This is a genomic window from uncultured Helicobacter sp. (genome assembly GCF_937906905.1).
GTDB lineage: Bacteria > Campylobacterota > Campylobacteria > Campylobacterales > Helicobacteraceae > Helicobacter_B.
Map to the genome: position 1 here is coordinate 94908 of NZ_CALERY010000022.1, position 13799 is coordinate 108706.

At 47.5% G+C, this 13799-nt stretch carries 11 protein-coding genes and 1 pseudogene; all 12 read right to left on the bottom strand.

Annotation, left to right across the window (positions count from 1 at the left end):
* Positions 1-9: 9 nt before the first annotated feature.
* Positions 10-2514 carry a TonB-dependent receptor gene (locus Q0171_RS05650; protein ID WP_299327634.1) on the bottom strand — a complete coding sequence of 835 codons (2505 nt, stop codon included), beginning with the start codon at positions 2512-2514 and terminating at the stop codon, positions 10-12.
* Between the two features lie 263 nt (positions 2515-2777).
* Complete coding sequence (locus Q0171_RS05655) at positions 2778-3650, bottom strand: radical SAM/SPASM domain-containing protein (RefSeq protein ID WP_299327636.1); 873 nt, start codon at positions 3648-3650, stop codon at positions 2778-2780.
* 7 nt (positions 3651-3657) lie between these two features.
* Entirely contained in the window at positions 3658-4284 is a 627-nt protein-coding gene (gene serB, locus Q0171_RS05660; RefSeq protein ID WP_299327639.1) for a phosphoserine phosphatase SerB, read from the bottom strand.
* A gap of 38 nt (positions 4285-4322) precedes the next feature.
* Positions 4323-5387, bottom strand: a complete 1065-nt coding sequence (gene tsf / locus Q0171_RS05665) for a translation elongation factor Ts (RefSeq protein WP_299327641.1) — start codon at positions 5385-5387, stop codon at positions 4323-4325.
* 17 nt (positions 5388-5404) lie between these two features.
* Complete coding sequence (gene rpsB / locus Q0171_RS05670) at positions 5405-6172, bottom strand: 30S ribosomal protein S2 (RefSeq protein ID WP_299327643.1); 768 nt, start codon at positions 6170-6172, stop codon at positions 5405-5407.
* Between the two features lie 237 nt (positions 6173-6409).
* A complete protein-coding gene (locus Q0171_RS05675) occupies positions 6410-7354 on the bottom strand; it encodes a thiamine-phosphate kinase (RefSeq protein WP_299327645.1) in 945 nt (314 codons plus the stop codon).
* A 25-nt stretch (positions 7355-7379) separates the two neighbouring features.
* Entirely contained in the window at positions 7380-8180 is an 801-nt protein-coding gene (locus Q0171_RS05680; RefSeq protein ID WP_299327647.1) for a phosphatidylserine decarboxylase, read from the bottom strand.
* A gap of 82 nt (positions 8181-8262) precedes the next feature.
* Positions 8263-9096, bottom strand: coding sequence for a 5'/3'-nucleotidase SurE (gene surE, locus Q0171_RS05685; protein ID WP_299327649.1), 834 nt, complete (start codon positions 9094-9096; stop codon positions 8263-8265).
* Between the two features lie 13 nt (positions 9097-9109).
* Positions 9110-10303 (bottom strand): glycosyltransferase family 4 protein, encoded by a 1194-nt coding sequence (locus Q0171_RS05690; RefSeq protein ID WP_299327651.1) that lies wholly within the window; start codon positions 10301-10303, stop codon positions 9110-9112.
* A 6-nt stretch (positions 10304-10309) separates the two neighbouring features.
* Positions 10310-11917, bottom strand: a complete 1608-nt coding sequence (gene argS, locus Q0171_RS05695) for an arginine--tRNA ligase (RefSeq protein ID WP_299327653.1) — start codon at positions 11915-11917, stop codon at positions 10310-10312.
* A 370-nt stretch (positions 11918-12287) separates the two neighbouring features.
* Positions 12288-12437 (bottom strand): annotated as a pseudogene (locus Q0171_RS08590) (twin-arginine translocase TatA/TatE family subunit); the annotation flags it as partial.
* A 123-nt stretch (positions 12438-12560) separates the two neighbouring features.
* Complete coding sequence (locus tag Q0171_RS05705; protein ID WP_299327657.1) at positions 12561-13799, bottom strand: cation:proton antiporter; 1239 nt, start codon at positions 13797-13799, stop codon at positions 12561-12563.

The window sequence follows — 13799 nt, forward strand, 5'->3', positions numbered from 1 at the left end:
GAAGACTCTCTAGAAATCCATTTGCACAGAGACATAGTATCTGCGCCCTTCGCGGATATAGTTGTAGGTATTTGCGTAGTTTGTCCCACCTCCACTCATGGTATAAGGCTGATAATCTACAAAATCCACATTAAACAGATTATAGATTGCAGCATTTATGCGGATATGTTTGCTTGGCTTATAGTAGCCACCTAAGTGCGTAAGATAGATAGGCTTATAATACTCTCCAAATGCAGCGACAATATCGCCTAGATTCTGTCCAGAGCCGCGAGGCACGCTAGAACGGAAGATTCCAGCTTTATACTCTTGGCGGACATAAAGTCCAAAATGCCTTGTGTCATAGTTGAGAGAGGCATTGAAATTGTGTAGTGGGATATTTGTAAGTGGATCGCCTAAGCCTTTGCCTTTGGTAACTTTTGTAAAATTTAGCGTATAAGCGCCATTTAGTGAAATGCTCCCATAGCCCACAGAGATAGGCTTAATGCCAAGCGAAGTCTCTAGCCCATAGCTTATCGCCTCATCAACATTGACATACATTTGGCAAGTCCCGCTCTGGCAGGTGAAGCCCTGGGGTGTGCCTACGACACTTGAGATTCTATTGGTGAAGTTTGTGAAAAATCCTGTCGCAGATACAGAGAAATATGGATTATCACTAAGGATAGAAAACTCATAATTCACGCTAGATTCTGGTCGAAGATTTGGATTCCCATAAATATGTGTAGTGCCTTGCCCTGTGAGACTCGCCACGCCATTGATAAGATTTGAGAGAGCAGGAGTTTTATAGCCTGTGGAGACTCCACCCTTAAATACCAGCCAGCCTTTTTTAATCGCATTATAGGAGAGATAAGCCCTAGGGCTGGCGTTTGCGCCAAAAATCGAGTTAAAATTCCCGCGCAGCCCAAGTGTCAAAAAGAACCTATCAATCGCTGCCAACTCGCCTTCGGCAAATAATGCCCCAATATGCTGCTCCTTAGTCGCATTGCTTCCGCTAGCTGCTTGAAATAGTTTGTCGCGGAATGTGTTATACCAATAGCGCCCACCCACGCTGGCATTTAGATGCAAATAATCCGTGAAGCCAAAAAGCGCGCTTGATTTATGATCGATGATAACATCTTGGCTTGCGAGCTCTCGGCTATCACCAGCATACACACCAAAGGCTGGATTCTGCTTATTTGGCATAGTATCAGTTGTAACATAGCGCCCTGGATTTGTAGTGATGTTGTATTGCATACTTGTATCAGTATCAAAACTCTGCCAAATCGACTTCTCCCTATCCAGATAGTGCCCCTTATGTGCGAGAATCGCGTTGAGCCGATAGATATCCATGTGCGCGCCATAGCCACTTTTAGCCTGTTTATCTTGCTCGCTCCCTGCGCCACTAGCAGCGTAACTCCCCAATAGCCCTTGCGAGTTGTCATAATTCTGCTGGGAATAGTCAATGTCAAAGTAGGCGGAGTTCCTAGGCTTGCTGCCTACTGATACGAGATCATGCCAGAGTAGCCTACCCCCGATATTGTAGCTTTCAAATGGTGCTAGCCCGACGATAGTATTTCTGCCCGCTGTGCCTGTGCCGCTTGATGTGGGGTATTTGGCTAAATCAGTGCTTGGCACAGAAGCGCGACTATACTGCCTGCCACGCAGACTAAGTCCCCAGTTTTTCGCACTATTGAGCGGACCTGCGGTGTAGAAATTAAAGCCTTGTGTATTGCCAAAGCTTTTATTCTCCTGGAATGTATAGTCATAGCCCAGGCTCGCACTCCATTTATCAAATCGCTGTTTAGTGATGATATTGACCACACCGCCAATCGCATCGCTCCCATATAGCGTAGAAGCTGGTCCGCGAAGCACCTCGATACGCTCAATCATAGAAAGCGGGGGCATAAAGCTCGTCGTAGAATCGCCAAAGCCATTAGGAAAAAGACTAGAATCCGCATTCAAGCGCTTGCCATCCATGAGAATAAGCGTGTAAGAGCTTGGCATACCACGGATAGAAATCCCATAGCCTCCTGTTTTTGCCACACTAGAATCTATACTAACGCCCGGGACATTAGCCAAAGCTTCAGCAAGATCGCGCACCGGGCGAGAGGCTATCTCTTGCGGGCTCACAGCCGAGATAGAAGCGGGAGCTAGCATATAAGGACGCAGGAATCCAGAAGCCGTAACAACTTGCTCGTTTAGAAGCTTGACTTGGTCGTGAGAGCCATCTGCATGCTGTGATTGGACCGGTTTATGTTTATTGTGCTTATGAGGCTTGACCGATTGCTGCACACCAGAATCCAACCCTATAGATTCTGCGGGTTCTATGGGGGTGGATTGCTGGGTTTGCGCTAGAGAATTTGCCTCTAGCGCGGAATCTACACCCGTCATATTTGACTCACTTGCTTGCGATTGGCGCTTGAGCGTGCCGCCTGACTCTGCGCCCACTGGCTCTGCAAGCAGTGGCAATGATGTGGCAAGTGCAGCAGCGGCAAATAAGCTTATTTTGGCTTTGTGTGTTATTGTGTGTTGTAGCATTTTTTACTCCTTAAGATGATTTATGGTGTTGTCTAATATTGCAAACGATTATCAAAAACAACACATGAATCTTACAAAGCACAATATTAAAATAAAATAAAAATATTTCTTATTATTGTTCTATTAGGTCAGCAAGCAGAATCAAAAATAAAGAGCAGGAAAACAACACATAAAAAGCCTATCGCAATATCTTCATGCAAAATCCACATAGACTTTGCATACATGAGCCAAAAAACAGCGGCTAGAATCCTGTCCGCTAGATTCTAGCGCTTAAATCCACAGCGCTGACATAGCTGCTCTATCGCAATGCCCTGGGAAAAGCCTGCGATCATGGCTTGTGCCCTAGGGGAGCGCAGGGCTTCTTGCAAGCTTGTTTGCGCGATATTGCCTAGATTGATTACTCCTTGTGTGTCCATACAGCAAGGCACGATCGTGCCATCGCTTAGAATGCCTATTTGCTGCGTGAGTGCGTAGCAAGATTTGCGGCTTTTAGGCATTGTGGCAAAGCCCGCCCAAGTGAAATGCGTCTTTTTAATGAGAAATGCCCTGCTCCATAGGCGGATGCGCCCTTTCTCATCAAAAAGCGCGTGTATATCATCGCACGCTAAAGCGTGGTGCAATGCAGAGTGGTAGGCGTTGTGCGTGGGGGTGAAAGTGGATTCTGGTAGGCTCTGGCGCAGGAGAGTGCATAGGGCTTGTGGGTTTTGATAGAGGCTAGAGTCTTGGACTCTAAGGTTTAAAAAACAGCTAGGGTGCTGGGAGTGGTAGGCTAGCAGAGGGGCGAGCCTTGAGGCATAATTGGCGATAGCATTGTCTAGCCCCGCTTCTAGGGAGATAGAGAGCTGATAGATAGGGGGGCTTAGGAGTGCTTGGGGGCTGTGGAAAAATACGCCGCTTGTAACTAGCTCAATCTCCGCGCCTTTGCTATGGGCTATGGCGAGATAGTCAGCCAAGTTTGGCAGGGCGCAAGGATCGCCCAAAATATGCAGGGCAATGCGATTGGATAAGGGTAGGGCGTGATCTAGGGCTTGTGAAAAAACTGCGGGCGACATCACGCCGCGCACACCCTTTGGTGCTGGGCAAAAGGAGCAGGCAAGGTGGCAAATATCACTTAGCTCGATATAGATTTTTTTCATACGCTACTTAGCGGATATGTGGGAGAATCTCGCGCAAGTCTTTTTGCTCGATGATGATGTTGGCGTGCTGCTTTAGCACAGGCTTGGCGCAAAAGGCGATCGCATAGCCTGCACGATCCAGCATAGCGCAGTCATTGGCACCATCGCCTATGGCTAGGGTCTCTTGCTTTGTGATAGCAAGCAGGGATTGCAGGCGCGCAAGCATATCGCCCTTAGAGTTGCTAAACATCATATCTCCCCCGACTTTGCCGCTAAGGAGGTCGCCATTTGTATGGAGAATATTACTGAAATCCGCGTGAAGCCCCAGCTCTTTGGCAAAATGCCTTGTAGCTAGGTGGAAGCCACCGCTAAAGCACACGACTTTTGCCTCCATAGCCTTAAGCTCTGCTACACACTCTTTAGCACCTTGCATAAGGGGGAGATTGTGGCAAATCTCTTTCGCTCTTGCAAGTGGCAAGCCCTTTAGGAGTGCTACGCGCTTATGCAGGGCTTCAAAGAAGTCTAGCTCGCCATTCATCGCCTTATGCGTGATCGCTGAGACTTGCTGGAGTGCGCCGCACTCTTGGGCTAGGAAGTCGATTGTCTCTCCATCCATCAAAGTAGAGTCAAAGTCAAATACCGCGAGCTTGACCACTAGCTATCCTTAGATAGAGCCTTTTAAGAAAGTCGCGCTTACTGCATTTGTGCGGCGACTTCCGCGGCAAAGTCTTCTGCCTTTTTCTCTATACCCTCTCCTAGCTCAAATCGCACATACTCTGCCACTTCAATAGAGTCATTCCACTCTTTGGACTTTTCTGCAAGCACTTGGGCGATGGTCTTTTTATCGTCCATTACAAAAAACTGCCCAAGAAGCGTGAGCCTTTGATCAATAAGCGTATTATCCGCGATAAATCGCTCTAGCTGCCCGGGGATAATCTTATCCCAAATCGCTTCTGGCTTGCCCTGCTTTTTAAGCTCATCTTTTAAAATCTGCTCTTGCTCTGCTAGCACAGATTCTGTCAGCTGGGCGCGGGAGATGTATTTAGGGACATTTTTGAGCGGTTTGCCTAGTCGCTTTAGCTCTTCGTTTTCTTTCTCTACTTCGGCAATCATCGCCACGCGCTCTTTTTCTAAAAACTCCGCGCTAAAGCCGCTGTAATCGATATACACAGGTTTCATCGCCGCAGCGTGCATACAGAGATTGCGCGCAAGCTCGGCAAGCTTGGGGGTGTTGGCTTGGCTGCCTTTAAGTGCGATAATCACACCCACGCGCCCATTGCTATGGACATAGCCATTGACGATTGTGCCTTGAGCTGCTTTGATGCTGCAAGTTTTGCGCACGACAATGTTTTCTCCGATTTTGGCGATTTGTGTTTTGAGATACTCATCAAAGCTTTGATTCTCTATATGCAAGGATTCTAGCGCGCTTATCTCGCTGATATTGTGCGTAAATACAAGCTCGCTAGTCTTGGCTACTAAATCTTTGAAGCCATCATTTTTTGCCACAAAATCTGTTTCAGAATTGACTTCAATCATACACGCTTGGGAAAAATCGCTTGCCACTTTGACGGCAATCGCCCCCTCAGCAGCGACTCTATCTGCCTTTTTAGCAGCCTTGCTTAAGCCCTTTTCGCGCAAAAATTCTACTGCCTTTTGCAAATCTCCTTGCACTTCTACCAAAGCCTTTTTGCAGTCCATCATACCTGCATCAGTCATTTCTCGCAGTTGTTTTACAAGCTGGGCGGTAATCTCGCTCATAGTTTCTCCTTGAGTTGTTATTCTTGCTCTTGCATAGCTTCATCAATCACCGCTTGCTTCTCTGCTTCGCTAGCTGGCTCTTGTGCTTCTTCTATCTCTTCTCCGCCATTCATTTCACGCCCTTCAGTGATAGCTTCGGTAATCTCTTTGCAAAAAAGCTGGATAGAGCGGATCGCATCGTCATTGCCCGGCACTGGGTAATCTACCTTATCTGGGTCGCAGTTGGTATCAAGTGGAGCAACTACGGGTATCCCAAGCCTCCTAGCTTCTGCCACGGCGATTTTTTCTTTCACCACATCGATGACAAAGAGCATATCAGGGGCTTTTTTCAAATGTCGCACGCCGCCGAGATATTGTGTGAGCTTGTCTTTTTTGCGTAAGAGCATAAGCTTTTCTTTTTTGGTAAGCAAGTCGATCTGCCCACTTGCTTCCATTTCTTCAATGATTTCAAGCTTGCGCACAGAGCGTCTAATGGTGCTAAAGTTAGTAAGCATACCACCTAGCCAGCGGTAATTCACATAAGGCACACCAACTTTCTCGGCATACTCTTTAATCGTCTCGCTTGCTTGCTTTTTTGTGCCGACAAATAAGATCGTCTTGCCTTCAGCAGCAGCATCGCGGACGATACTATAAGTGTAGCGGAAGTAGCGGATAGTCTTTTGCAAGTCGATGATGTGGATATTTTTACGCACACCAAAGATAAATGGCTTCATTTTTGGATTCCAGCGTCTTGTTTGGTGTCCAAAATGCACGCCGCATTCAAGTAGGTCTTTCATTGTTACCATGGGAAATCTCCTTAAATAGTTTTGGTTTGTCCTCCGCGCCCTTTAACAAAACTGCCGCTCTAGCAAGCCTTGCAACACAAAAAGGATTGACGCGTGTGAAGTGTCGCACCTAGCCCAGAATCTAGGCTTAGGTGCTTAAGTCAAATGGACGGCGCGATTCTAGCGCAGGTTTTATAATTTTTCTCTTAATGCGGTAGTTGCGCACTATCACAACGAAACCTAACTCTCTCCTAGAATCTAGTGCCATGTTTTGGGCTTTGGGATTTTCCCAACTCGCCCTGCCCTCCCAACCAGCTCTAGCCCTACACGCGCACGCTTTGCTAGTCGCGTTAGCCGCACCCTATCCCGCGGATCAATGGCAAAAAGCACCTCATATTCCTCACCGCTTTTATAAGCATGTATGCGCGATTTTTTTAAGCCATGAAAGCGCAAATGATTGCACTTTGCAAGCGTGTGAAGCTCGCTTAACACGCCATCAGAAACATCAAGCCCCACATGCACAAATGGCGCGATTGTATGGATAAACTCCCCTCGTAAGCGTGGCGCAATGAAGCGCGAAAATCGCCTAGAATCCGCCAAGACACCGCCTTTTAGCAAGTGTGAGAGCGCATAAAGACTCCCCCCTACCCTACCTGTGCAATACACCAAATCCCCCACGCGAAGCCCTTTTCTAAGCAATGGCTTGCCGCGCAGAACCCCTATCATCGTAATATGTAGCGCCAAATCACGCCCGCTCATCGTATCTCCACCAATGAAACGCACACCATGTGCTTTAGCACTTTGAGCAAGCGACTGGGCGAGAGTGCGCACCTGGGAAAGTGAGAATCCCGATCGTGTGGGCAGTGTAATTGAAAGCAGCGCATACATAGGCTTAGCGTTCATCGCCACGATGTCAGAAATATTGACAAGCATGGCTTTGTGTGCGATTTGCTCAAGACTTAGCCACTCGCGCTTGAAGTGGATATGCTCACAGAATCCATCTGCTGCAATGACAAAGCATTTGTGGGGGTGGGAGATATGAGCAAAGCGCTGGGTAAATCGCGCGTTTTTCATAGAGTTGGCACGAGAACCTAAGGGCTGGGAGCGCAAATGCGCTAAAGCAAGCAGCACCCCATCATCACCAGCCCCCACCAGCGCACCACAATCACGCAATGTCTTAATAAACAGCTGCTCGGCATTCATGCACTATGCTTCATAGCAGGGCTAGCTACAAGGCAAATCTCGCGATTCTCTGTCCAAATCGCACTTTCTGCCCGCATTCTAGCTCAAGCGCGACATCTTGCATAAATAGCACGATTGTCGAGCCCATTTGAAAATGCCCCAGCTCCTCGCCCTTTTTGCAAAGGATTGGACTCTCATAAGTGTAGATTTGGCGTGCGTTTGGCGTGGCGTTAGTCTGGATTCTGGGATCAAAATGGAAAATCATTTTGCCCACATTAAGCGCGCCTACCGCGATGAAATAGATTTTGCGCCCAGAATCCGCTTCACGCATGAGAAGCACGACGCGCTCATTACGCACAAACAAATTAGCATTTTTGCGCAATGATGGAAAATTGACCGGCAAAAGCTCTCCGCCAAAATACCTCGCCTCCAAAATCTCCACATCACAAGGCGCGTGGTAGCGGTGATAGTCGCTTGGGGAGAGATAGAGATTGACATAGGAAAATCCCTCGATTGACTCGGTGGATTCTTCGCCACCGATAAGCTCGCTAGCACGATATTCCATGCCCTTTATCTGCAAAGCCTTATCGCCTGTGATAATTCCCTGCTCGGTGATGAGGCTATCGCTTGGTGAGATAAGTGCGTTTGGAGTAGAATCTAGCTCGCGATATGCAATAAGCGATCGGGTAAAAAGCGCATTGAGCGTGGGATAGGAATCTGCTGGGGCAAAGTCCTGCAAATCAATATGAAATATCCGCACATACACGCGATTGATAATGCGCTGAAGCCACGCTGGAAACGCATGTGATGCAAACTTACCAAAGATTTTTGAGAGAGCGTTTGTCATGTGATCCTTTCTAGCTGTTACTTTTTTGTTCCGGGGTTTTTATGAGGCTGCATAATAGAGATTGCTCAACTTTATGCAGAGCCTAAAGCCATTGGTGTAGTGCGCGCATGTCTTGGTAGCTGGTGAGATTGACATCAAGGGGCGTGATTGAGACATAGCCACTCATCACCGCAGCAAAATCGCTGCATAACTCCTGTGCGCCAGAATCTAGCGCAAAATCCGCGCAAGATTCTGCGCCACAGCTTTCATCGCTAGCTTTTCTCTGGCTGCGCTCCTGCCACTCTAGTGTATCCATGCCAAGCCAGTAGTAGCGCTTGCCTCGCGGGCTTATGGATTCTACGATATGGTTGCCATAGATGCGCATGCCAAGCTCGGTGATTTTATAGCCCTTAGATTCTGTGCCTATGGGGATATTGACATTAAGAAATCGTCGCGGCGGGAGCGGATTGCTCGCTAAAATCTTTCGCGCAAGATCGCTGGCGACTTGCTGGGCTAGGACATAAGACTCTGGTAGCGCACCATCTTTAGGCACGAGCTGGGAGATTGCCATACTTGGCACACCTAGAAGTGTCCCCTCCATAGCTCCCGCCACAGTGCCAGAATAGGTTACATCTTCGCCCATATTACAGCCGATATTGATCCCAGAAACGATAAGATCAGGTTTGCGATTCTTATAGAGCGTATTAAGCGCGAGATATACGCAGTCTGTGGGCGAACCATCATCAAGCTTGTAGTAATCCTTCTCAATAGGTGTGAGAAAGAGCGGCTGGGAGATATTAAGCCCATGTCCGCAGGCGGATTTCTCCCGCGCAGGCGCGACGACGACCACATGCCCAAGCACACTTAGCGCCTCTTTTAGCGATTTGAGCCCTAGCGAGTCAAACCCATCATCATTTGTCAGTAAAATCTCTTTCATACTAGCTCCTTTATTACCATTGCTTCTTGTTGTGTTTAGATTCTGTGATAGATTCTTGAAATAGTGCTTGCCAAAGACCTAGCACGCGCTCTTGCGAGAAGCGATCTTGCACAATTTGCAAAGATCTCTCCCCCATGCTAATACGCAGCTTCTCATCACGCATAAGCATACATAGCTTGCTAGCAAAGCCCTCTAAATCACCATCTTCCACCAAATACCCACTCTCCCCAGAATCTATCACATCACTAGGTCCTGTGTTTATATCAAACGCCACTGGCGCTAGCCCCATGCTCGTAGCCTCCAATAGCACCATAGGCAGTGCTTCATAGTGGCTACTCATCGCATAAATACTAGCACTAGCATACTCGCGCTCTATGCTCTTAGTAAAGGGCTTTAGGATAATGCTAGATCCCAAGCCCTTTTGCGCGATTGTGGATTCTAGCTCGCTCTTAAGCTCGCCATCGCCTACGATACAGAGCTTCCAGCTAGCAAACTCCCCACCACGCTGCACAATCTCCCAAATATCAACAAGGCGTAAAAAGCCCTTTTGATCGCCTGCTGCCATACGCCCCACGCTTAGCACAAGCCTAGATTCTCTCTCACGCTGGATAGGCGGGAGAGCAGTGAGCGCATTTGGGATCACGCGCACATCACTATAATGGCGCTGCCAGAGATCAAGCTGCTTGTGCGAAAGCACGACAATATGCCTAAAGCGCTTTGCCCTAGCTCTGGGACGCTGAAATGGGTGGTGAAAGACTTTTATGCTTATTGGAAAATCCGCAGGACGAAGCCAAGAGCGCGGAAGATAGCAGTTATAGTTGTCGATGAATACATCAAAACCACGCGCGATCTTGCAAATTTTATGACTTAATACCCGCTCAAAGACATTGCGATAGTAGAGATTGTAGAGCTTGCTTCTCTGTGCCCTCTCAAACATCGGCTTGCGAGCAAACTCATACACATACCGCACGCGCACAGCAGAATCCAGCTCATACGGACTTGCAGCATACTCCTTGAAACAGCTACAAATTGTAACTTCATATCCCAGAATCTGCACAAAGGCATTAGCGAGATTTGCCACCACACGCTCAATCCCACCTGTTATCGTAATATCCTCTACGACAAGCAAAATTTTGCGCACGGCTTTGGAGCTTTGTTTGGAGCTTTGTTTGGGGCTTTGTGGGGAAGTGGATTCTAGTGCATTCATCGATGGCTACATCTGTGTCTTTGCCTCTATGCCAAGCAGATCTAGGGCTTGGGTTAGGGACAGGCTTACCAGCATAGAAGCTTTAAGAAGCTGGGCTTGAAAAGTGGATTCTAGGATTTTATGCGCGTTGTAGAATGCGTGGAACTCTCCGGCAAGGGATTTGGCGTATTCACAGACTTTCTGCAAGCTTTTCTCCTCCCACGCCATTTGCGCCACTCGCGGCAGCAGCAGAGCCTCAAACACCAGCCCCCTAGCCGCCACTAGAGCCGCACTAGAATCCACTTTTTGAGCCAAATCTGCTTGGAGTATCGCGCTAGGCTCTAGGGGGGATTTTTTCAGCAAAGTGTGGATTCTAGCATTAGCATAGTTGATATAAAAGACAGGATTGCTAGCGTCCTGCTTGCTTAGTGTGGCGACATCAAACTCCAAATGCGTATCAGGCTTTTTAGAGAGAAAGACAAAGCGCAGCGCATCAGCTCCAATATCCGCTACAACATCGCGCATAAGGATAAAATTCCCCGCGCGTTTGCTCATTTTGTAAGGCTTGCCATCTTTTAGCAGGCTTACCATTTGCGCCAGAAGCACTTGTAGCTTAGAAGAATCATAGCCCAAATACTCGATACTCGCCTTTACTCTAGCGATATAGCCGTGGTGGTCAGCCCCCCAGATATTGATATAGCGGGCAAAATTCCGCGCAAACTTATCACTATGGTAGATTATATCTCCTGCCAAATATGTCGGCTCGCCATCTTCACGCACGATCACGCGGTCCTTCTCATCGCCCTTTGCGCTTGAAGCAAGCCAGAGCTTACCCTCGCTCTCATACACGCCTTGATGAGCTTTAAGCTTATCTAGCGTGCTATCCCAGCGTGAAAACAGCGATTTCTCGCTCACATAGTTATCAAAGTGGATTCCACAGGCTGCAAGATTGTCTTTAATCTCTTTTAGCATAAGCTCTTTACCAAAGTCGCTTAAGGTGGGGATTTGCTCTTTTGTCATTACTTCTTGCCCAAAGTGCGCAATCGCAGACTTAGCAATATCGATGACATATTCACCCTTATAGCACTCATCATCATACTCCACACTATCGCCCAGCAGCTCCCTGCCCGCTAGGTAGATCGATTTCCCTAGCTTGCTAATCTGCGCACCTGCGTCATTGACATAGTATTCACTGCTAATGCTATGCCCAAGATAGCTCCCAAGCCTCTGCAAGCTATCGCCTAGCACCGCCCCTCGCGCGTGCCCTATATGCAGGGGACCTGTGGGGTTTGCGCTGACATACTCAAGCAAGATTGTCTCGCTTATGCGCGCGCTAGATTCTATATACTTTTTGACTAAGGCAGAGCTAGCAAACTGCTCTAGCAAAGAATCTGCCAACGAGAGATTGATATAGCCCTTGACTTGAGCAACTTTGGCAAACGCGCTATGTTTTTCTAGCTGCTTGCACAAATCGCTAGCGATTGCCTCTGGAGATTGTTTGCGTGCCTTTGCTAGCGTAAATGCCACCGGCGTGGCAAAATGCCCAAACTCGCGGTTTTTGGGGCGCTCGATCACCGCCTCCACACCTGCAACCTGCGAGATAAGCGATTTGATATGCTCATAAATACACTGCATGCCTCGTTCTCTACTTTGTTTCTTTTTTGGCGGCTTTAGGTTTTGTAGTTTTGGAAGATTTGCTGGCGGATTTAGCGGATTTGGTGGATTTAGTGGATTTAGATTCTGTGCTAGATTTGGTGGATTTGCTTGCGGAAGCCTTTTTCACTGAATTTTTTTGGGCAGAGATCTTTTTGGGCATAGATTCTGCGCTTGTTTCATCGAGCTTTTTGCGTGCGCGTGGCTTTTTGACCGCTGGAGCGCTTACCTCGATTTGCACGACTTGAGGGGCTTGCTGCGCTACTGCAGATAATGCAGCAGAATCTGCTTGTGCGCTAGAATCTGCAAGCTTTTGGGGCTTGGTATTTGCAAGCGGCTGGGCAGTATCAAGCTCATCTTCATCTTCGCGCATTGCCTTTTTGAAGCCTTTAATACCAGTGCCTAGTCCTTTGAAAAGCTCGGGGATCTTCTTCCCACCGCCAAATAGCAGCAAAATCACTAGCAAAACAATCAGCCAATGCCACCAGCTAAAACTTCCCATACATACTCCTTATGCTAAATTAAACGCGACATTCTAAAGTCTTTTTATTTAATCCTACCTAAACATGCCCAAACACGCGCCAGAGGTATAAGGATTCCCACGCTATAAAAACTCGATTCTGGCTTACTGGCTCTGCTGGCTAGATTTTGGGCTTGGCTCGCCTGCTTCATCAATCGCCTTAGCACCTGGCTTTCTAGGCTTCCAGAGCGTATAGAGAAGCTTGATAGCAATACTAAATACCACGCCCTCAATCATCGCTGCTAAGATAAAAGCATAATACACATCTTGCGTGATCGCATGCCAGTCGCTGGCGATTTTAGCTGTGGCGACAAGAAATGTCAGGGGCATGGAATCACTAAGCGCAAAAAGTGTCAGCGCCTTTGGACTTTTGAAAAATTTGGCAAACGCCACATTGGCTGCAATGAGACGAATAGTAATCATGCCCAGCGCGATATAAGCACCATGCACGATATAGAATGGATTTTGAACAATGAGATCCAAATCCAGCGTGCTTCCTACAAATATAAAAAACAGCGGCACAAAAAACCCAAACCCCACATCATTAAGTTTATGCACCAGCTCATGTTTATAGGAGAAAAATATCGCCACAATCATACCTGCGAGAAATGCACCAAGCGCTGGCTCAAGATCAAGGAAAAGCACAAGAGCAACAAGCACGATAAAGAGCATCATCACAAAGCGGATATCTTGATTGCTTAGGTCATTATAGGGCATGATAAAAAGCTTGAGATTAGGAAGCCACCAAAACAGCAGTTTAAACACCCAAAACAGCCCCACAATCACCAAGATAAAAATACACAGCACCGCTAGATTCTCATAGAGCTTGAGCGAATTGCCATAATGGTAGAATCCGCTGATAAGCGTAAGCGCAGCGATACTCACCACCTCGCCTATCACGCCCACGCGCAGCGCCAGCTCGAGCCAGCGCTTGTCTTTGCCATAGTCTTTAATAAGCGTCATAATCATGCCAAGACTCATCACCGGGAATGCCGCGATGAAAATCTTATTAAGCCCAAATACAAGCACCACGCCCACGGAAATCCCATAAAGCACGACAAAATACACAATCACATTGCGCAAAAATGTCTTACCAAGATTCTGGAATCCGCGCAAATCCACCTCCATGCCGCACAAAAACATCAAAAACAAAAACCCAACCTTTGCCATGATAACAAAGCTTTCATTCGCGTGAAATATCCCAAAATACAGCCCCACACAGCCTAGACACATCTCGACTACGACAATAGGGATCGCACTTGCTTTGGCGATGATAGGCGCGATAGCTATAAGAATAGCAATAATGGCAAAATTGATAAATACATCAAGTAGCAAATGTTCCAT